This is a genomic window from Flavobacterium sp. HSC-32F16 (assembly GCF_024171645.1).
Lineage (GTDB): Bacteria > Bacteroidota > Bacteroidia > Flavobacteriales > Flavobacteriaceae > Flavobacterium.
Window position 1 is genome coordinate 134,561 of record NZ_JALKAC010000009.1, and the last position, 20,342, is coordinate 154,902.

The following is a 20,342-nucleotide window of genomic DNA, read 5'->3' on the forward strand; positions in this document are numbered from 1 at the left end:
ACAATTTTTTTAATTAAGGTTGTGCAAAAGAATTTCTTGCGCCTCCGCTTGCGAAGATAGCTGAAATTCTATTTTTCTGACCTGTTGAGAACATGTACATTGCATTATCGTTTACATAATCCATGTAGTTCATTGTCATTTCTACAGGCGTACCAGAACAAGTACTGTAATGTGGATAAGCAGGGTTGCCATAATTCTCTTCGTTGTGAGTTGGTGTATCTGCAACTAAATCGCTTCCGCAAGTTGCATCTCCCCAAATGTGACGTAAGTTCAGCCAGTGTCCCACTTCGTGAGTACCAGTTCTTCCTAAATTAAATGGTGCATTTGCTGCGCCAGATAAACCAAAATATCTTGGATCAATTACAACTCCATCTGTAGACGATGCTCCGCCAGGAAATTGTGCATAACCTAAAATATTGTTCCCAATAGTACAAGACCATATATTAAGCTTTGTTGTAGGAGAAGTTGGTGCCAAACCACCTTGGGCTGTTTTTTTCATGGCGTCATTTGTACCCCATGAGGTTTTTGTTGTTGATTTTCGAATAATTTGATCTAAAACAAATGTAATTCCGATATTGGCTTTTACACCAGCAAATAATGCAGGAACACTATTGTAATCAGAGTTTAATGCATTAAAATCTTTATTTAATACATCAATTTGAGATTGGATTTGTGTAGCCGAAATGTTTTCTGCAGTTGTTCTGTACAAAACGTTTACTACAACAGGAATTTCGATTTTTCCATTTACAAGTTTACCTGTAAGTAAAGCTTTGTTTGTGAAAGCTTCAATTTCGTTCATTCTAACTGCTAATGTTGGATCAGCTTTTAATTGAGCTTCTAAAACATCCTGAGTTGCACAGGCACGACGGCTTGCAATTGCTGCATCTGGGTTTGCAGATTCAGATGACTCGCTTTGACATGAAAACAGCACTAAAGCTGTAATTGCGGAAATAATAACCTTTTTCATAAATCTAGGGGGTTTTTGTTATAAAATATTAGTTTTGGTTAACCAGGTCGCAATTTTATAACAAATTCAATTTGTAGCCAAATTTTTATACCAATTTATTTGTGAGAATTTTACAATCCCTTATATAATCTAGTTCCTACAAAAAAGTTAAAATTATTTTTAAGATGTTTTTTCTTACTTATTAGTTTTTTAAATGTATTTTAACGTTATTATTTGCTTTTTATCGGGTTTTTGAATCTTTCTTTAAAAGACTGTTTAAGAATTGATTCAAATTGAAGATTAATTGTTAGTAGAATTTAGAACAAAGAAGTAATCTCGTACAAAGCAATGCTGGCCGCTTGTACTACATTCATACTGCTGTTTTTTCCAAACATATTAATATGAACAATTTCATTTGAGATTTTTAGAAGCTCATCAGAAATTCCGTCAATTTCACTTCCTATCAAAAGTGCTGTTTTTTTGTCTTTCTGGATCACAACTTCTTTCAGAGGTTTACTATTGCTTGCAATTTCTAAAGCAATAATTTCGAAGTTGTTTTCTTGAAGATAGACAGCTAATTCTGCGGTTTCTTCAATAATTTGATGCGGTACATGAAGGTGTGTACTGCGAGAAGTTTTATTGATTTTTCTTGGCGTAAGCGGAATATCTTTTCCTAAAAAAAGGATTTTTTCTACACCAAAGGCTTCAGAAATTCTAAAAAGAGAACCAATATTCTGCTGAAAATAAATATGATCGCAAACCAAAGTTATAGGAAATGTTTTTCTCTCAAATTGATTTTCTTCGTGAGTCAGCTGCACTTTTTAAAATTTAATTGGTAAAGATATAATTAATGATATTCGCACCCATTTTTAAGGCTTTATCGCGAACATTTGCGGGATCGTTGTGAACTTCGGCATCTTCCCAGCCGTCGCCTAAATCACATTCGTAAGTATACAATAAAACGAGTTTATTTTCTACAAAAATTCCAAAAGCCTGCGGACGTGTTCCATCATGTTCGTGAATCTTAGGCAGTCCGTTTGGGAAAGGAAATGGTTTTTGAAAAATAGGATGATTTGCCGGAATTTCGACTAAATTATTATTAGGAAATATTTTTTTGATTTCTTTTCGAATATATTGATCCATTCCATAATTATCATCAATATGAAGAAAACCGCCTCCATTTAAATAATTTCTTAAGTTCGAAACATCAGAATCGCTGAAAACTACATTTCCGTGTCCTGTCATGTGTACAAAAGGATACGAAAGCAAATCAGGATTGCTTGGCTCCACAGTCGAAGGTTTTGCTTTTATTCGGGTATTGATAGTTGAATTGCAAAAACGAATTAAATTAGGAAGCGAAGTTGGATTGGAATACCAATCGCCTCCGCCGCTGTATTTTAGTAATGCAATTTCCTGTGAAAAGGAAGCGCTGGAAACCAATAAGAATAAAAGAAATAGTTTTTTCATATAATTTTACATGTTTGTCATTTCGACGAAGGAGAAAAAGCGTTAGAAATTCTGCAGAGATTACCGATAATCTTTGTCAATAAACTAGTGCGATCCATCGTTCCTCGGGATGACAAGATTGTCTTAATTTGATGTTTCATTAAAAAACACAACACTATGGCAAGCCACAACTGCTGCGGTTTCTGTACGCAAACGCGTATTTCCTAACATTACCGGCTGATATTTATTTTCAATAGCCAATGCAATTTCTTTTTCTGAGAAATCACCTTCTGGGCCAATTAATAAAATAACGTCTTCGTTTGGTTTTAGAGCTTCTTTCAAAGATTTTTTATCGGTTTCTTCGCAATGTGCGATAAATTGCAAACCTTTATTTTCCTGTTTAATAAATTCTTTAAACGAAACGGCATCATTTAATTTAGGAAGAAATGTTTCATTTGACTGTTTCATTGCTGATAAAATGATTTTTTCAAAACGCTCTAAATTAATCACTTTTCTTTCAGAACGATCGCAGATGATTGGCGTAATTTCCTGAATTCCAATTTCTGTTGCTTTTTCCAAAAACCATTCAAAGCGATCATTCATTTTGGTTGGTGCAACGGCTAAATGCAGACGAAATTTAGGTTCCGGAGATTTTTTTATAGAAAGAATACTTACAATGCATTTATTATCAGAGGCCAAAGTAATTTCGGTTTCAAACAATAAACCCTGACCATTTGTAACATGAAGAATATCTGAATCTTTCTTGCGTAAAACTTTTATAATATGTTTACTTTCTTCTTTATCAAAAGAAAAACTTTCGGTTGTTTCGTCTATATCCGGATTGTAAAATAACTGCATAATTAAAATTGAATTCGCGCTTTAGAAACCACTGAGGAAGTTTCAAATCGTTTTGATAAATATTTTTGATAACCTACAATTCCAATCATTGCAGCATTATCCGTAGTATATTCAAATTTCGGAATAAAAGTTTTCCAGCCGTATTTGCCTTCACTTTCTTTTAGAGTAGTTCTAATTCCTGAATTTGCCGAAACGCCGCCTCCAATAGCGATTTGTTTAATTCCGGTTTCTTTAACAGCCAGTTTTAATTTGTCCATTAAAATTTCGATAATCGTATGCTGAATTGAAGCACAGATATCGTTTAGGTTTTCTTCGATGAAATTTGGATTTTCCTGTTTGTTCTTTTGAATGAAATATAAAATAGCCGTTTTTAATCCCGAAAAACTAAAATCTAGTCCCGGAACTTTTGGTTTTGTAAAAGCAAAAGCTTTTGGGTTTCCTTCTTTGGCATATTTATCAATTAAAGGTCCGCCCGGATAGGGAAGTCCTAATATTTTTGCACTCTTGTCAAAAGCTTCTCCAACCGCGTCATCAGTGGTCTCGCCAATGATTTCCATATCAAAAAAACTGTTTACTTTAACGATCTGTGTATGTCCACCGCTAATAGTTAAAGCTAAAAAAGGAAATTCGGGTTTGTCATATCCTTCTTCTTCAATAAAGTGTGCTAAAATATGTGCATGCATGTGGTTTACAGCAATTAACGGAATATTTAACGCCAGTGATAATGATTTACCAAAAGAGCTTCCCACTAAAAGTGATCCCATTAAGCCGGGACCTTGTGTAAAGGCAATGGCAGATAGCTGTTCTTTTTGTACATTTGCTTTGCGAAGTGCAGCATCGATTACAGGAACTATGTTTTGCTGGTGTGCTCTCGAAGCTAATTCAGGGACTACACCACCATATTGATTGTGAATTAACTGATTGGCTACAACATTTGAGAGTACTTTGTCGTTATGTAAAACCGCGGCGGCAGTATCATCGCATGAACTTTCGATGGCAAGAATAAAAACCTCTGAATTTTGCATATAAAGGCACGAATTTTGGATTATATTTGACAAATCAAATTTTGAAATTTCTTTGATTGAAGCAGATGCCAAAATTAAAGAATTTTTATCAAAACAGTCGTCCTTTGTCTGTTCAAATTAAATTAATACAAAAACAATAATAATACAGTTATCAAAAGAGTTAAGAAAATAGTATCCAGAACCCTGATTGGCTTAATTTTACTTTTGCTGGTACTTGCTATCACTCTGTCTCTGCCTGTAGTGCAGACAAAAATCGCAAAGTATATTACTGAAACTCTTAATACTGATTTTAAAACCAATATCAGTATTGATAAAGCGGCTATTAATATTTTTGGCGGTGTAAAACTAAAAAAAGTACATATTTTAGATCATCATAAAAAGACTTTAATCTATTCGGAGCTTATAAATACAGATATTTTAAGCATTAAAAGAGCCATTGACGGCGATTTGATTTTTGGTGATATTCGTTTAACAGGTTTGATTTTTAATTTAAAAACCTATAAAAACGAAGACGAAAACAATATTAATAAGTTTATTAGATTGTTTGAGAATGAAAAGCAAGAAAAACCAAAATCAAATAAACACTTTCTTCTAACAGCGAGAAACGCTTATATAACCAATGGAAATTTTTCGGTTGTTGATGAAAATAAAAACACTCCAAGGTTTTTAGACTTTAAAAAGCTAAATGCCTATATCAGCGACTTTAAACTCTATGGTCCAGAAGTAAATACCAATATTCATAGATTTTCATTTTTAGATCATCGAGGTTTATATGTTTCTAATTTTGCCGGAAAATTCAGTTATACCAAAAAACAGATTAAGGTTGAAAATTTAGCCATAAAAACCAAAAGATCATGGATTTATGGAAAAGCTATTTTGAATTATAAAGTTCAGGATTTCTTAGAATTTACAGATAAAGTTCAGTTTGATGTTGCGCTGGATTCGTCATCTATAGCTTCAAATGATATTCGTTATTTTTATGACGGTTTGGGTAAAAATCAGCATTTTAAAGTTAAAACGAAGATAAAAGGGCCATTAAATAATTTAAACCTAAATCATTTAAGACTTAGTGATGCAAACGGTTCTAAAATCTTCGGGAACATTAATTTCAAAAATCTTTTAGGTGCAAAAGAACAAAAGTTCTCGATGGACGGAAAGTTTGATAAATTGATATCGAGTTATGATAATCTGGTTGTGATTCTTCCGGGTATTTTAGGAAGAAAACTGCCTAAAGAGCTTAAAAGAATTGGGAAGTTTAATATCGTAGGGAAAGCAAAAGTATCCACCACGGCCCTGGAAACCGACTTTAAAATGGCAACCGATTTGGGAGATGGTAAAATTAATCTTCATATGAATAATATGGATTTTATTGATAAAGCTTCTTATTCGGGAAATATCGTTTTGGATAATTTTGATATTGGTTCTTTATTGGGCCGAAAAGATATTGGCAGAACTACTTTAGATTTAGATGTGGACGGAGTTGGTTTTACCGAGAAATATTTGAATACTATTGTTAAAGGAGACATTTCGAAATTAGATTACAATAAATACAAATACAGTAATATTGTAGTTAACGGTAATTTTAAGCTTCCTTATTATAAAGGTCAGCTTTCTATAAATGATCCTAATTTGAGTTTGACTTTTGACGGATTGGTAGACTTAAGTAAAAGAGAAAGCCGTTATGATTTTCATATCAATGTAGAAAATTCAGATTTACAGAAATTGAGATTCATCAATGATTCAATTTCTCATTTTAAAGGTGATGCCGTTGTTCAGGTAACCGGAAATTCGATTGAGAATCTTCAAGGGACTATTTTTATAAAAGATGCTGAATATCAAAATCCAAAAGAAACCTATGTTTTTGATGATGTAACGATAAGTTCAAATTTTGATGCAGACAGGTTGAGAACCATAACAATTAATTCATCAGATATTGTTGAAGGAAGAATTGTGGGTAAATTTCAGTTTGCGCAATTGGATAAACTGGTAATGAATTCCGTTGGAAGTTTATATACCAATTACAAGCCTTATAAGGTGAAGAAAGGACAATTTTTACGTTTCAATTTTCATGTATACAATAAGGTTGTTGAAATGTTGTATCCTGAAATGAAAATTGATTCGAGTACAGTGGTACGAGGAAAAATTGATTCAGATTTACAGGAATTTAAATTTGGTTTCAGATCGAAACAAATTACAGCAGCTAAAAATACTTTTGATAATATCCGAATCAGTATTGATAATAAAAACCCGCTTTATAATGCTTTCGTTGAACTAGACAGTATTAAAACTCCGTATTATAAAATACGTGATTTCAATTTAATCAACGTAACTTCAAAAGATACCTTGTTTGTTCGTTCAGAGTTTAAAGGCGGCGACAAAGGACAGGATTATTTCAATCTGGATTTATTTCATACCATCGATAAAAAGAAAAATAATATCATAGGAATAAAAAAATCCGAAATGAAGTTTAAAGACTATTTATGGTATTTAAACGAAGATGCAGCAAAAGACAATCAGATTGTTTTTGATCAGTTTTTTAAAAATTTTACGATTGATAATATTGTTTTATCTCATGAAAATCAGAAAATTGATTTGAATGGTATCATCAAAGGAAAAGATTATAAAGATATTGTCCTCAATTTTGAAGATGTAGATATAAATAAAATAACGCCTTATACTTCGAAGTTTGTGTTTAACGGAAATTTAAACGGAAACATAAATTATAAGCAGAATAAAGATGTTTTTCAGCCAACGGCAAATATTGTGGTAGATCATCTTAATTTGAATAAAGTAGATTTAGGAACGCTGAATTTTGATATTTCGGGAGATCAAAGTTTTAAAAAGTTTACTATAAATTCTTCAATTATAAACGGTTTTGCAGAGTCGTTTAGAGCAAATGGAACTTTTGCAATCGAAAATAAAGAGACATTTTTAGATTTAAGCTTAAAGCTCGAAGGATTTAATCTGGCTACTTTAGGAACTGTAGGCGGCGATGTTTTATCGAATGTAAGAGGTTCTGTTTCTGGAAATGCAGCAGTTGTGGGGAATCTGAAAAAACCAGAAATCAACGGGCGTTTATATGTAGAAAAGGCAGGAATGACAATTCCGTATCTAAATACAGATTACGAATTAAGCGACAGGACGGTTATTGATTTAACTGATGAAAAATTTCTGTTTCGAAATAATCAGTTAACCGATACTAAGTTTAAAACAAAAGGATTGTTAAACGGAACTATTGAGCATCATAATTTTGGCGATTGGAAATTAGATTTAACCATAACTTCTAAACGTTTATTGGCACTGGATACCAAAGACAGCGAGGATGCGGCTTATTTTGGAACTGCTTTTATAAATGGAACCGCAAGCATAAAAGGCCCAACAGAAAATTTATTTATTAAAGTTGACGCCAAATCAGAAAAAGGAACTGAAGTTAAGATTCCTATAAATAATGTACAAAGCGTAGGAGAAAGCAGCTGGATACATTTTGTTACGCCAAAAGAAAAATACAATCTCGCAAACGGTATTGTAGAAAAAACAAGAAACTATAATGGTCTTGAATTAGAATTTGATTTTGATATTACGCCAGATGCAGAAGTAGAGGTGATCCTCGATAGAAATTCCGGTCATGGTATGAAAGGAAAAGGATACGGATCATTATTGTTTAAAATTAATACGCTGGGTAAATTTAATATGTGGGGAGATTTCCAGGCATACGAAGGAACTTATAACTTTAAATATGGCGGTTTAATTGATAAAAAATTCGCGGTTAAAAAAGGAGGTTCTATTATTTGGGAAGGAAACCCAATGAAAGCACAGCTGAATTTAGAGGCCGTTTACAGGACTTCGGCAAATCCAGCCGTATTGTTAGATAATTCATCTTTCAATAAAAAAGTTCCTGTAGAAGTGGTAATTGGTTTAAGGGGAGATTTAACGAGTCCTGAGCCTAATTTTGATATTCAGTTTCCATCAGTAAGTAATGTATTAAAATCTGAAATACAATATAAGTTAGATGATAAAGACGTTCGTCAGACACAGGCTTTGTATTTACTTTCAACAGGTTCATTTATGAGTCAGGACGGATTTAACCAAAGCGATTTATCTGGAACATTTGCAGAAACTGCTGCCAGTTTGTTAGGCGGGATTATAAAATCAGATAATGACCTTATTAATATAGATTTGAATTTTATTTCGGCAGATAGAAGGCTGGGTCAGGAAGCTGACGGCCAGTTTGTTGCTAATATTTCATCACAGATTAATGAACGAATTTCCATAAATGGTAAAGTCGGAGTTCCGGTTGGTGGAGTAAATGAATCTGCTATTGTAGGGGATATTGAGATTTTATATCGTGTAAACGAAGACGGATCGATGAATCTTCGTTTATTTAATAAAGAAAATGATATTAATTATATTGGACAAGGTATTGGTTACACGCAAGGAGTTGGTATTTCGTATGAAGTCGATTTTGATACTTTCAGCGAATTGGTAAATAAATTATTCAAAAGTCATAAACTGGAAAGAGCGGTTAAAAAATCGGATGACCTTCAGGATTCTAATCTAAATCCTAATTATATGAATAATTTCAAAAGCAGTAAAGACACTGATAAAGATAAAAAGAAACCAGTAAAAGAAGAAGAGAAAAAGCCAAAACCCCAAAATAATAACGAAGGCTTAATTCCGGACAACGATTTTTAATAGATTGTTAAAATGACTATAAAAAAACCATTCGCAGTAACGAATGGTTTTTTTATGCTTAATTTTAGAGTTTCGGTTTGTTTTTTCCTAAAGAGCTATAATTAAGATTTTTATAACACTTGATTCAGGTATTGTTAATTTTAAAGAATTAATTAAAAAATGGGCGATTTATTATTTTAAATGAAATTTTTGATACCAAAAAACTTATTAACGAAAACGTTTGAATTTAACAGATTTTATTAATTTATAATAAACATAACCAGAAAAGTGGTGAATGTTTGCTAAATTTACAACTTTAATACTTAAATAATGTCAAAAACAATAAAAAAAGTAGGTGTTCTTACCTCAGGAGGAGACTCACCAGGAATGAATGCTGCAATACGATCAGTTGTTCGAACATGTGCTTATCATAATATAGAATGCATAGGAATTTATAGAGGGTATCAAGGAATGATCGAAGGAGATTTTAAAGAAATGGGCCCTCGAAGCGTTAACAATATTGTAAATAAAGGAGGGACGATCTTAAAATCCGCTCGTTCTGTAGATTTTAGAACACCTGAAGGTAGAAAAAAAGCGCACGAAAACCTTTTAAAAGCAGGAATTGATGCTTTGGTTGTTATTGGCGGCGACGGAAGTTTTACCGGAGGATTAATTTTTAATGCAGAATACAATTTCCCGGTAATGGGAATTCCAGGTACAATCGATAATGATATTTTTGGTACAAGTTTTACATTAGGTTATGACACTGCTTTAAATACTGTTGTTGACTGTATAGATAAAATTAGAGATACTGCAAGTTCACATAACCGTTTATTCTTTGTAGAGGTTATGGGTAGAGATGCAGGACATATAGCACTTAATGCCGGAATTGGTGCAGGTGCAGAAGAAATCCTTATTCCTGAAGAAGATTTAGGTCTTGACAGATTGTTAGACTCTCTTCAAAAAAGTAAAGCTTCAGGAAAATCATCAAGTATAGTGGTTATTGCCGAAGGTGATAAAATTGGTAAAAACGTATTCGAATTAAAAGATTATGTTGAAGCTAATTTACCGGAGTACGACGTAAGAGTATCAGTTTTAGGACATATGCAGCGTGGTGGTTCGCCATCTTGTTTTGACCGTGTTCTGGCAAGCCGTCTTGGTGTAAAAGCAGTAGAATCTTTAATTGAAGGAAAATCAAACTACATGGTAGGTCTTAAAGAAGATAAAGTAGTTTTAACCCCGCTTGAGCAGGCAATTAAAGGTAAATCTGAAATTGATAGAGAATTATTGAGAGTGTCAGACATCATGTCTACATAATTATATAAGATAAAAGTTTAAAAGAGAAGAAGTTTATTGTGAGGAAATTAGACTTTGAATTAGTATAATAAAAACAAAAGCAAAAATTTAGTAAAATGTCAAAAGTAAAATTAGGAATAAACGGATTTGGACGTATCGGAAGAATCGTTTTTAGAGAGTCTTTCAATAGAGATAATGTAGAAGTTGTAGCAATCAACGATTTATTAGACGTAGATCACTTAGCTTACTTATTAAAATATGATTCAGTTCATGGTCGTTTCGACGGAACTGTTGAAGTTAAAGAAGGAAAATTGTATGTAAACGGAAGAAATATCCGTATTACTGCTGAAAGAAATCCTGCTGACTTAAAATGGAATGAAGTTGATGTTGATGTAGTAGCAGAATGTACTGGTATCTTCACAACTATTGAAACTGCAAATGAGCACATTAAAGGTGGTGCTAAGAAAGTTATCATTTCTGCTCCATCTGCAGATGCTCCAATGTTTGTAATGGGAGTGAACCACGAAACTGCAAAAGCTTCTGATTTAGTAGTTTCTAATGCATCTTGTACTACAAACTGTTTAGCTCCATTAGCTAAAGTTATCCATGATAATTTCGAAATTGTTGAAGGTTTAATGACAACTGTTCACGCAACTACTTCAACTCAAATGACTGCTGACGGACCTTCTAGAAAAGACTGGAGAGGTGGACGTGCGGCTGCAATCAATATCATTCCTTCTTCAACTGGTGCTGCAAAAGCGGTTGGAAAAGTTATCCCATCTTTGAATGGAAAATTAACTGGAATGTCTTTCCGTGTACCTACTGCTGACGTTTCTGTTGTTGATTTAACTGTAAAAGTGGCTAAAGAAACTACATACGAAGAAATCTTAGCTGTATTGAAAAAAGCTTCAGAAAATGAATTAAAAGGTATCTTAGGATATACTGAAGATGCAGTTGTTTCTCAGGATTTCATCTCTGACAAAAGAACTTCTATCATCGATGCTGGTGCAGGAATCGGTTTAAATTCAACTTTCTTTAAATTAGTATCTTGGTATGATAATGAGTACGGATACTCAAGCAAATTAATTGATTTATCTGTACATATCGCAGGTTTAAAATAATATTACATATTTTTGCAAAATCCCGTTATCACCAAAATAACGGGATTTTCTTATTTTGTTACATCTTTAATTAATGTAGAAAATACACTTATTTAAAATGCAACTGAACCAAAAACAAAAAATAAAATGAAATTAATAGTTGATAGTGGGTCTACTAAAGCCGATTGGATTGCAATTGATGATAATGGAAAAGTATTATTTACCACACAAACATTAGGATTAAATCCTGAAATTCTAGACGGACCGGAAATTATTGCAAGACTAAACGACCGTTTTGATATTTTACAAAATAAAAAAAATGCAACACATTTGTTCTTTTACGGAGCAGGTTGTGGAACAGACAGAATGAAAGAAGCTTTAAAGTTAATCTTTCAGGAGTATTTTACTAACGCTATTATTGATGTTCAGGAAGATACTTATGCAGCTGTTTATGCTACAACTCCAAAAGGTGAAGAAGCAATTGTGTCTATTTTAGGAACTGGATCTAACTGCAGTTATTTTGATGGAAAAGTATTGCATCAAAAAGTTCAGTCATTAGGTTATATTGTAATGGATGATTGCAGCGGAAACGTTTTTGGAAAAGAATTGATTAGAAAGTACTATTTTAATAAAATGCCAAAGGAATTAGCGCAGGAACTTGAAAAAGAGTACGACGTTGATCCTGATTTTATTAAAAACAAATTATATAAAGAGCCAAACCCAAATGCTTATCTGGCAACTTTTGCTAAGTTTTTAATTAAACATAAAGACACTGAATTCTGTAGAAAAATCATTTTCAAAGGAATGAAATCTTTCGTTAAAAACTATATCAAACAATTTGATAACTGTCAAGAAGTTCCTGTTCATTTTGTTGGTTCAATCGCTTTCTATTTGAAAGATGAATTACAAGAAACTTTTGATAAATACGAGCTTAAATTAGGAAATGTATTAAGAAGACCTATTGATGGTTTAATTGCTTACCATGTCGCTAATCAATAGTTCTGGGTTTATGGAAATTGCAATTATTGCACACGACGGTAAAAAAGCCGATTTGATTGATTTTTTGATTAAGAATGAAGCAATTCTTCATAATGAAAAAATTAAGCTTATAGGTACTGGAACTACTGGAGGAAAAGCGGAAGCTGCGGGATTTAAAACGCAAAGAATGCTTTCAGGACCTTTAGGAGGCGATGCGCAAATTGCAGGAAGAGTAGCAGAAGGGATTACACAAATGGTTTTCTTTTTTAAAGATCCATTGTCAAGTCATCCTCACGAAGCGGATATTAATATGTTAATTCGTGTTTGCGATGTGCATAATGTGCCGCTGGCAACCAATGAAGCAACGGCACAATTATTATTAGATGCTATTGGACAGCGATTATAGATATCTCAACATTTACATTTTTTGGCAGACATGCCACTTGAACCGTTTCACGTGCTGGAGCGGTTTTTTCGTTAAAGTAAGAACCGTAAACAGTGTTTATAGCACCAAAATTGTTCATATCCATAATAAAGATTGTGGCTTTAACTACGTTTTCAAAAGTCATATTTGCAGCTTCTAAAATAGCAGCAATATTTTCCATAACCTGAGTAGTTTCATTATTGATAGTATCAGTAACCAATTCTCCAGAAGCTGGATTAATAGCAATTTGTCCAGAAGCATAAAGTGTATTGCCTGATAAAACCGCTTGGCTGTAAGGACCAATAGGAGCTGGAGCCTTTTCTGTAAAGATTATTTTTTTCATAATAAAATTATTTTAAGTCGATGTATTATCGAGTTGAAGTACTTCGTTTATTCCATTTAATGTCGCTCAGCATTCCGGATTTTATACCAATAAAGAAATTCCAGTTTGAATTTGTTCCCATTGGCTGCCAGTTAAATGCCATTCTCCAGCTTAATAAATCTCTTTCAAAACGGAACTGAGTAAAAGTAACCCCTTTTTGAACAAAGTCAAACCCAGTCGAAACCCCGCCTTTCCATTTAGGAGTAATATCCATATTGGCAGAAATCATAATAGAGTTTCCGGTTATTTTGCTTTCACGATTTACATTAGAATAGGTAAGCGAATAAGCCATTGTCATATCCCACGGTAATTTTGAACTGAAGAATTCTGTAATAACATCTTCCTCACGTTCAGGATCATTTGCAAACTGACTGTTTCGGGTGTCATTTAAGTCTGTATTGGTTCCAAATAAATCATCATTACGTCCACCATTCCGCTGGCTCTGGCTGTTTTTTTCCTTTCCGGTTCCTTTGTTTGAAAACGAATAATTCATGGTAAGGTTGGCACTTGTCATTCTAAACAAACTTCCTCCATTTTCAATATTGTACATATTGATTACGTTTCCGGCATTATCGATGGCATACGGATTTAAAACAGCGCCAAAATTGACATTCATTTTATTGTCAAAAAACTGAGTTCCACCGCTCACAATAATTGGCTGCCATGCCAAAGTTTCTTTTCCGTTTGCGTTGAAATTATAACTCGTGCTGAAATTTAAATTGTTTAACAGCATGATTTTCTTCGGTTCAGTTTTTGTACTGTCACTGTCTCTTACTTTAGCTTCAAAAGTGTTGCTTAAAGAGAATCCAACGATATTCGAATTTTCTCTTCCTGGAGCGCCGTAAATACCGCTTTCGAATCTTGTATATTCATCTGTCGAAATTCGACCGGCAGCATCTACCGTATAATGGTCATAATATCTTTCGAAACTAGGTGTATAAGCATATGTAATACTCGGTCTCATGACATGACGAATAGATTGAATCTTTTTGTCGGCTCCAAAATTAAATGTACCATAAATGGTAGTTCCCAGATTAGTGCTGAAATTGTACGTTCTAAAGGCGTCAAAACCATTTACGGTTGTGTTTGATACTTCACCTTTGCTAGGATCGTAATTTTTATCAATTGTTTTGGTAACCCATGTTTCCTGATAATTTGTTGATGCTCCTGCACTAAAATATTTAAATATTTTAAAGTTGGTGCTAATTGGAATACTGTGCTGCATACCAATTTGGGCATCTTTAAACATTTGTGGTTTGAAAAATAATGAATCGGTTGTTTTAAAATTATTTTTTCCGGTTACATTGTACTGCAAATTGATGTTTTTAAAGAATCCTTTTTTAACTCCGTTTTCGCCCACAAAAGGATATATACGATCAATACTTCCCTGAAAGTTAGGAAGTGTCATTAAAATCTCTTCAGTTTGTGTATTCTGCTGATGCGTGGCTGAAAGCGATATACGTGAACCGGGTATTGTATTGAAAGTCTTATTGTATGAAATAGACGAACTTAAAGTGTTATTTAAATTAGAACCAATGTTGGCCTGATTTATCGATCGCTTAAAGTACTTACTGCTACCCATATTTACAGACGCAGAAAAAGTTGAATTTGGATTCGATTTAGTATCTTTAGAGTGCGACCACTGAATGTTGTAAATGTTTTGTTTTGAATAATCGGGATATCCTCTTTCACTGTTTATAAGGTTTTCAAAACGTATGTTGACATTTCCTCGATATTTATATCTCTCCGCATACGCAGACTCAAAGCGCATGGCGTAACTTCCATTGGTATAATAATCTCCTAAAACGGTTAAATCATAATTATCGCTAAGTGCAAAATAGTATCCTCCATTTTGTAATGAGAATCCTCTTGTATTTGAATCATTGTAACTTGGAATAATGATTCCTGAAACACTTTTTTCTTTACTCAACGGGAAAAAACCATACGGTAATGCCAGAGGAGTAGGAACATCCGCAATTACCATTTGTGTTAAACCTGCCACAATTTTTTTGCCGGGTACAAATTTAATTCGGCTGGTTTGAAAGTAGTATTCAGGATTGTCGATATCCTCAGCGGTTGTAATACGTGCACCTTTTAAGAAGTATACAGAATCGTTTTCTTTTTTGGTAACAGAAGCTTTAATGTTTAATTCGCCTTGTTTTGTTCTTGAATTATAAATTAAGGCTTTTTTTGTTTTAAAATTAAAACGTATCGAATCAGGCTGTACTTCATTTGAACCTTGCTTAAAATTAGGATATTGCACTAAAACCCCGGCAGAATCTTTTATTCTTCCGGCATATACTTCATCTTTTTCAAGATTTAAGATAATAATCCCCGATTTTAATTCAACATCTTTGTAATACAATTCGGCTTCATTATACAAAGTAAGCAATTTGTTCTTCTTATCATATTTTGCATAATCTTTAGCTTTATATTTAGTAGGAGCATCGAGAAACTCTTTTTTGGGTTTAATGCTGTCTATCTTAACCGTATCAACAGTTGCTGTAGAAACTGCCGGTGCTGCTGTTGTAGGAGAAGCGGCCGGTTTATTTGTCTGTTTTGCAGCAGGTAAAGATTTTTTTTTAGGTTTTATCTCTTGCGAATATGATTTACCACATCCTATAGTTAGGAAAAATGATATTAAAACGATATTAAATAAGTTTGTATGCAAAGGTTTAAATACTATTTTTGTAAAATTATGGCTTGTTTTTTGACATGTCAAACTTACATATAATTTTTTGGCAAAAATAATCAATTGTAAAAATTATAACAGCTGCATTTTATTAAAATTAACTTTTAGATTTATGAATGGTTTAAACAAAATTAAGGTAATCTTTACTTTTTTTCTAACGATATTGTCATTTTGCTCTTATAGTCAATCAAATGTTTTTAAAGTAACACTTGATGCCGGACATGGAGATCATGACTTTGGAGCAGTTTACAGCGGCCGGATCGAAAAAAATATTGCCTTAGCTATTGTTTTAAAAGTAGGGAAAATTTTAGAGCTAAATCCAAATGTAAATGTGATTTATACTCGTAAAACGGATGTTTTTGTAGATTTGGTCGAAAGAGCCAATATTGCCAACAGAGCAAACTCAAATATTTTTGTCTCTATTCACTGTAATGCCAATAAAAATACAGCCGCTGACGGAACCGAAACGTATGTAATGGGTTTGAGTAAAGTTGCTTCGAATCTTGAAGCTGCGAAAAAAGAGAACTCTGTAATTACTTTAGAGAAAGATTATAAACGTAAATATGAAGGTTTCGATCCAAATTCGCCAGAATCTATGATCGGAATGACATTGATGCAGGAAGAATATTTAGATAATAGCATTTCTCTCGCCACTAAAATCGAAGATAATTTTGAGAGGTTAGGTAAAAAACTTCGTCAGGGAGGAGTAAAACAAGCACCTTTCATGGTACTTCACAAAGCATACATGCCAAGAGTTTTGGTAGAAACAGGATTCGTATCAAATCCAACAGAAGGTAATATTTTAAATTCAGAAGAAGGCCAGGATGATATAGCAAAAGCAATTGCAGAAGCAATCCTGAGTTATAAAAGAGAATATTTTGGCTCAGGAGGAGAGTCAGACGATAGTCGGCCCATAAGAGATACTACTCCCGCAAAACCAAAAACAACTGCTCCTGCTGCAGTAACGAAAAATGCGCCAAAAGGAACTTTTTTTAAAGTACAACTTATTGCAAGTATCAAAAAAACACCACTAGAGCCTAAAAATTTTAAAGGGTTGAAAAATGTTACCATGATCTACGAAAACAATATTTATAAATATTTCTACCAGGAAACTCCAGATTATGAAACTGCAAAAAAATATATGGAAGAGGCTAAAAATAAAGGATATGGCGCTTCCTTTTTAGTGGCAACCAAAGACGGGGAGAAGATCAGTATTCAGGACGCGATCAAATAATCGTCACAAGTTCGAATATTTATATTAATTTTGTAACAAACACTAGAATTTTGAAACTAACAAGAGAAATTAAAACGGCTATTTTAGTCATCGCGTCAATTTTACTATTTATTTGGGGCTACAGTTTTTTAAAAGGCAAAGATCTTTTTACAAATTATAAAACATTATATGTTGAATATGATAATGTTGAAGAACTTTCACAATCAGCGCCAGTTACCATAAACGGACTTGTTGTTGGTAAAGTGAATAAAATTACTATCAATGAAAATACTGGGAAATTATTAGTTGAGCTTCAATTAAAAACTGATTTTCCTATTGCAAAAACAAGTAAAGCATCTTTATATTCAGCTAGTTTAATTGGAGGAAAGCAAATTGCTATTATTCCAAATTTAGCCGATAAAAATCTTGTAGAAGACGGAGAAACGCTTCCTGCTGATGTGAAATTAGGATTAACAGAATCTTTAGGAGGTAAAATTGAACCAATAACACAAAAATTGGATAAAATGCTCTTAAATATTGATAATCTGGTTACTGGATTAAACAATGTTTTGGATCAAAAAACACAACAAGATTTAAAGAAAACTTTAGCTGAATTGAGCCAGACAATGGAGCAGTTTCATAGAGCTTCAGGAAGTTTAAACAATATTTTGGATACAAACAAAGGGCAGATAAACGGCGTTGTGACAAACTTTAATAAAATGTCAAGCAACTTCAATAAAATTTCTGATTCTTTAAACAAAGCCGATTTAGGAAAAACAGTTCGTAATCTTAACCAGACTTTAGCAAAAGTAGATGGTATTATGGCTAACTTAAACTCTGGGAAAGGTACTGCAGGTAAATTATTAAATGACGATGCTCTTTATAATAACCTTGCGAAAACATCAAAAGAACTTGAATTGTTATTACAAGACGTTCGTTTGTACCCAACTCGTTACGTAAACGTTTCTCTTTTTGGAAAGAAAAACAAACCTTATGTAGCGCCTGCAGAAGATGCTAATTCAACTGATAAAAAATAATTGTAATGAGTTATTTAGATAATATTTTGTTCGCCATACTTCTTATAGTTGGTTTCGGTTTTTTTGCAGCGAGCGTGAAAAAAATCATCCGAAACATTAACTTAGGAGTAGATGTAAATCGAAAAGATAATTCTAAAGCGCGCTGGAAAAACATGGCATTGATTGCTCTCGGGCAGTCAAAAATGGTGAGACGCCCTGTAGCAGGAATTCTTCATATTTTTGTATATGTGGGTTTCATAATTATTAATATCGAATTACTGGAAATTATAATCGATGGGTTGTTTGGAACTCATAGAATCTTTGCACCTTATTTAGGTGTAGTTTATGATGTTTTAATTGCTTCATTTGAAATATTAGCAATACTTGTAATTTTTGCGGTTACGGTATTCTGGATCAGAAGAAACTTTATCAGGTTAAAGCGTTTTATCCATTCTGATTTAAAAGGATTTCCAAAAAGCGATGCGAATTATATTTTATATTTCGAAACCGTTTTAATGATCTTATTTTTGTTAATGAATGCTTCAGATCTTCATTTACAAAGCGTTCCGGGAGGAGTGTTTCATAAAGCAGGAAGCTTCCCGATAAGTCAGTTCATTGCTCCAATTTTTAACGGAATGTCAAATGAATTGGTGATGCTGTTGTTTGAAGTTTTTTGGTGGCTTCATATTGTTGGTATTTTGATTTTTATGAACTATTTATATTTCTCAAAACACTTGCACATTCTTTTAGCTTTCCCAAATACCTATTTTGCCAATTTAAATCCAGAAGGACAGTTTGATAACTTAGAGTCCGTTACAAAAGAAGTTAAGTTAATGATGGATCCAAATGCCGATCCATTTGCAGCAGCTCCGGCTGATGAAAATGCTGCTCCAAGCAAATTTGGTGCAAGCGATGTTCAGGATTTAAACTGGGTACAGCTTTTAAATGCTTATACGTGTACAGAATGCGGTCGTTGCACCTCTGCATGTCCGGCAAACCAAACGGGTAAAAAATTGTCTCCGCGTAAAATTATGATGGATACAAGAGACCGTCTTCAGGAAGTTGGAAAAAACATAGATGCCAATAAAGGCGTTTTTGTTCCGGATAATAAAACACTATTAAACGATTATATTACTCCAGAAGAATTATGGGCTTGTACTTCATGTAATGCCTGTGTAGAAGAATGTCCGGTAAATATTAGTCCGTTGTCTATTATTATGGATATGCGTCGTTATTTAGTTATGGAACAGAGCGCTGCGCCAATGTCATTAAATGCTATGATGACTAATATTGAAAATAATGGTGCCCCTTGGCAATACAGCCAGCAGGACCGTTTGAACTGGAAAAACGAGAATTAAGATACTTTAAGCGTTTATTTGTTTAACCGTTTAATTGATAATAAAATATTTAAGGTTTTTAGTAAGGTTATCGTAGAGAGAGAACGATTAACCAAATCAACGATTAACCGATTTAACAACAGAATAAGATGTCAGAAAGTTTAGTAGTACCAACAATGGCAGAAATGCTGGCCGAAGGAAAACAACCAGAAGTTTTGTTTTGGGTAGGTTGCGCAGGAAGTTTTGATGATAGAGCAAAAAAAATTACTAAAGCATTTGTGCGTATTTTAAATCGTACTAATGTTTCTTTTGCAGTTTTGGGTACAGAAGAAAGCTGTACAGGAGATCCTGCAAAAAGGGCTGGAAATGAATTTTTGTTTCAAATGCAGGCCATGATGAATATCGAGGTTTTAAATGCTTATGAAGCAAAAAAAATTGTTACAGCTTGCCCGCATTGTTTTAATACCTTAAAAAATGAATATCCTGAATTAGGAGGAAATTATGAAGTTGTTCACCATACAGAGTTCCTTAAATCATTAATTGATGATGGAAGACTTACGGTTGAAGGCGGGCAGTTTAAAGGCAAGAAAATTACTTTTCATGATCCTTGTTATTTAGGAAGAGCCAATAAAGTTTACGAAGCACCAAGAGAATTAATTCAGAAACTTGATGTTGAATTAGTCGAAATGAAACGTTCTAAAGCAAACGGATTATGCTGTGGAGCAGGTGGAGCGCAAATGTTTAAAGATGCTGAACCAGGAAACAAAGAAGTAAACGTACTGCGTACAGAAGATGCTTTAGAAGTTCAGCCGGATATTATCGCTGCCGGATGTCCTTTCTGTAACACGATGCTAACGGATGGAATTAAACATGCTCATAAAGAGGGTGAGGTAAAAGTAATGGACGTTGCGGAGTTAATTGCGAATGCGCAAGATTTATAGAGAAAGTTGCTAAGGTT

Annotated in this window: 16 protein-coding genes; 9 read left to right on the forward strand and 7 right to left on the reverse strand. The window is 33.4% G+C overall.

Annotated elements, in window-relative coordinates; translation table 11 throughout:
- Positions 1-13: 13 nt before the first annotated feature.
- The 5 genes from L1276_RS20690 to tsaD form a co-directional block, all read right to left on the reverse strand.
- Positions 14-967 (reverse strand): zinc metalloprotease, encoded by a 954-nt coding sequence (locus tag L1276_RS20690; RefSeq protein WP_253791207.1) that lies wholly within the window; start codon positions 965-967, stop codon positions 14-16.
- Between the two features lie 296 nt (positions 968-1,263).
- Positions 1,264-1,764, reverse strand: a complete 501-nt coding sequence (locus L1276_RS20695; RefSeq protein WP_253791209.1) for a TrmH family RNA methyltransferase — start codon at positions 1,762-1,764, stop codon at positions 1,264-1,266.
- 10 nt (positions 1,765-1,774) lie between these two features.
- The gene (locus tag L1276_RS20700) at positions 1,775-2,413 is read right to left on the reverse strand and encodes a DUF4159 domain-containing protein (protein ID WP_253791212.1); all 639 of its coding nucleotides are present in this window, start codon (positions 2,411-2,413) and stop codon (positions 1,775-1,777) included.
- Positions 2,414-2,536: 123 nt separating this feature from the next.
- Positions 2,537-3,250 carry a 16S rRNA (uracil(1498)-N(3))-methyltransferase gene (locus L1276_RS20705; RefSeq protein WP_253791214.1) on the reverse strand — a complete coding sequence of 238 codons (714 nt, stop codon included), beginning with the start codon at positions 3,248-3,250 and terminating at the stop codon, positions 2,537-2,539.
- Between the two features lie 2 nt (positions 3,251-3,252).
- Positions 3,253-4,275, reverse strand: a complete 1,023-nt coding sequence (tsaD, locus tag L1276_RS20710) for a tRNA (adenosine(37)-N6)-threonylcarbamoyltransferase complex transferase subunit TsaD (protein WP_253791216.1) — start codon at positions 4,273-4,275, stop codon at positions 3,253-3,255.
- 204 nt (positions 4,276-4,479) lie between these two features.
- On the opposite strand from tsaD, the gene L1276_RS20715 reads away from it, so the two are divergent.
- From L1276_RS20715 to L1276_RS20735, 5 genes are all read left to right on the forward strand, one after another.
- Positions 4,480-8,967: a translocation/assembly module TamB domain-containing protein gene (locus L1276_RS20715; RefSeq protein ID WP_253791217.1), complete on the forward strand. Its 4,488-nt coding sequence runs from the start codon at positions 4,480-4,482 to the stop codon at positions 8,965-8,967.
- Between the two features lie 309 nt (positions 8,968-9,276).
- On the forward strand, positions 9,277-10,263 hold the full coding sequence (pfkA, locus tag L1276_RS20720) for a 6-phosphofructokinase (protein ID WP_253791218.1): 987 nt from the start codon (positions 9,277-9,279) through the stop codon (positions 10,261-10,263).
- A gap of 95 nt (positions 10,264-10,358) precedes the next feature.
- Positions 10,359-11,363 (forward strand): type I glyceraldehyde-3-phosphate dehydrogenase, encoded by a 1,005-nt coding sequence (gap, locus tag L1276_RS20725; RefSeq protein ID WP_253791219.1) that lies wholly within the window; start codon positions 10,359-10,361, stop codon positions 11,361-11,363.
- A gap of 126 nt (positions 11,364-11,489) precedes the next feature.
- Positions 11,490-12,341 carry an N-acetylglucosamine kinase gene (locus L1276_RS20730; protein WP_253791220.1) on the forward strand — a complete coding sequence of 284 codons (852 nt, stop codon included), beginning with the start codon at positions 11,490-11,492 and terminating at the stop codon, positions 12,339-12,341.
- 10 nt (positions 12,342-12,351) lie between these two features.
- Positions 12,352-12,726, forward strand: a complete 375-nt coding sequence (locus tag L1276_RS20735; protein ID WP_253791355.1) for a methylglyoxal synthase — start codon at positions 12,352-12,354, stop codon at positions 12,724-12,726.
- On the opposite strand, the gene L1276_RS20740 is transcribed toward L1276_RS20735, so the two are convergent.
- The gene (locus tag L1276_RS20740; protein WP_253791221.1) at positions 12,707-13,087 is read right to left on the reverse strand and encodes a RidA family protein; all 381 of its coding nucleotides are present in this window, start codon (positions 13,085-13,087) and stop codon (positions 12,707-12,709) included. The genes L1276_RS20735 and L1276_RS20740 overlap by 20 nt on opposite strands.
- A 25-nt stretch (positions 13,088-13,112) precedes the next feature.
- On the reverse strand, positions 13,113-15,881 hold the full coding sequence (locus L1276_RS20745; RefSeq protein ID WP_253791222.1) for a putative LPS assembly protein LptD: 2,769 nt from the start codon (positions 15,879-15,881) through the stop codon (positions 13,113-13,115).
- A gap of 49 nt (positions 15,882-15,930) precedes the next feature.
- Between L1276_RS20745 and L1276_RS20750 the strand changes: the two genes are divergently transcribed.
- From L1276_RS20750 to L1276_RS20765, 4 genes are all read left to right on the forward strand, one after another.
- The gene (locus L1276_RS20750) at positions 15,931-17,052 is read left to right on the forward strand and encodes an N-acetylmuramoyl-L-alanine amidase (protein ID WP_253791224.1); all 1,122 of its coding nucleotides are present in this window, start codon (positions 15,931-15,933) and stop codon (positions 17,050-17,052) included.
- A gap of 50 nt (positions 17,053-17,102) precedes the next feature.
- Complete coding sequence (locus L1276_RS20755; protein WP_253791226.1) at positions 17,103-18,068, forward strand: MlaD family protein; 966 nt, start codon at positions 17,103-17,105, stop codon at positions 18,066-18,068.
- A gap of 5 nt (positions 18,069-18,073) precedes the next feature.
- Entirely contained in the window at positions 18,074-19,405 is a 1,332-nt protein-coding gene (locus tag L1276_RS20760) for a (Fe-S)-binding protein (RefSeq protein ID WP_253791228.1), read from the forward strand.
- A gap of 128 nt (positions 19,406-19,533) precedes the next feature.
- Complete coding sequence (locus tag L1276_RS20765) at positions 19,534-20,325, forward strand: (Fe-S)-binding protein (protein ID WP_253791230.1); 792 nt, start codon at positions 19,534-19,536, stop codon at positions 20,323-20,325.
- The last annotated feature ends 17 nt before the right edge of the window (positions 20,326-20,342 follow it).

Excerpts from the sequence above, each read along its gene's own strand:
- L1276_RS20690 (WP_253791207.1), bottom strand. The coding sequence starts at position 967 with ATGAAAAAGGTTATTATTTCCGCAATTACAGCTTTAGTGCTGTTTTCA.
- L1276_RS20700 (WP_253791212.1), bottom strand. The coding sequence starts at position 2,413 with ATGAAAAAACTATTTCTTTTATTCTTATTGGTTTCCAGCGCTTCCTTT.
- L1276_RS20705 (WP_253791214.1), bottom strand. The coding sequence starts at position 3,250 with ATGCAGTTATTTTACAATCCGGATATAGACGAAACAACCGAAAGTTTT.
- tsaD (WP_253791216.1), bottom strand. The coding sequence starts at position 4,275 with ATGCAAAATTCAGAGGTTTTTATTCTTGCCATCGAAAGTTCATGCGAT.
- pfkA (WP_253791218.1), top strand. The coding sequence starts at position 9,277 with ATGTCAAAAACAATAAAAAAAGTAGGTGTTCTTACCTCAGGAGGAGAC.
- gap (WP_253791219.1), top strand. The coding sequence starts at position 10,359 with ATGTCAAAAGTAAAATTAGGAATAAACGGATTTGGACGTATCGGAAGA.
- L1276_RS20730 (WP_253791220.1), top strand. The coding sequence starts at position 11,490 with ATGAAATTAATAGTTGATAGTGGGTCTACTAAAGCCGATTGGATTGCA.
- L1276_RS20735 (WP_253791355.1), top strand. The coding sequence starts at position 12,352 with ATGGAAATTGCAATTATTGCACACGACGGTAAAAAAGCCGATTTGATT.
- L1276_RS20740 (WP_253791221.1), bottom strand. The coding sequence starts at position 13,087 with ATGAAAAAAATAATCTTTACAGAAAAGGCTCCAGCTCCTATTGGTCCT.
- L1276_RS20750 (WP_253791224.1), top strand. The coding sequence starts at position 15,931 with ATGAATGGTTTAAACAAAATTAAGGTAATCTTTACTTTTTTTCTAACG.
- L1276_RS20760 (WP_253791228.1), top strand. The coding sequence starts at position 18,074 with ATGAGTTATTTAGATAATATTTTGTTCGCCATACTTCTTATAGTTGGT.
- L1276_RS20765 (WP_253791230.1), top strand. The coding sequence starts at position 19,534 with ATGTCAGAAAGTTTAGTAGTACCAACAATGGCAGAAATGCTGGCCGAA.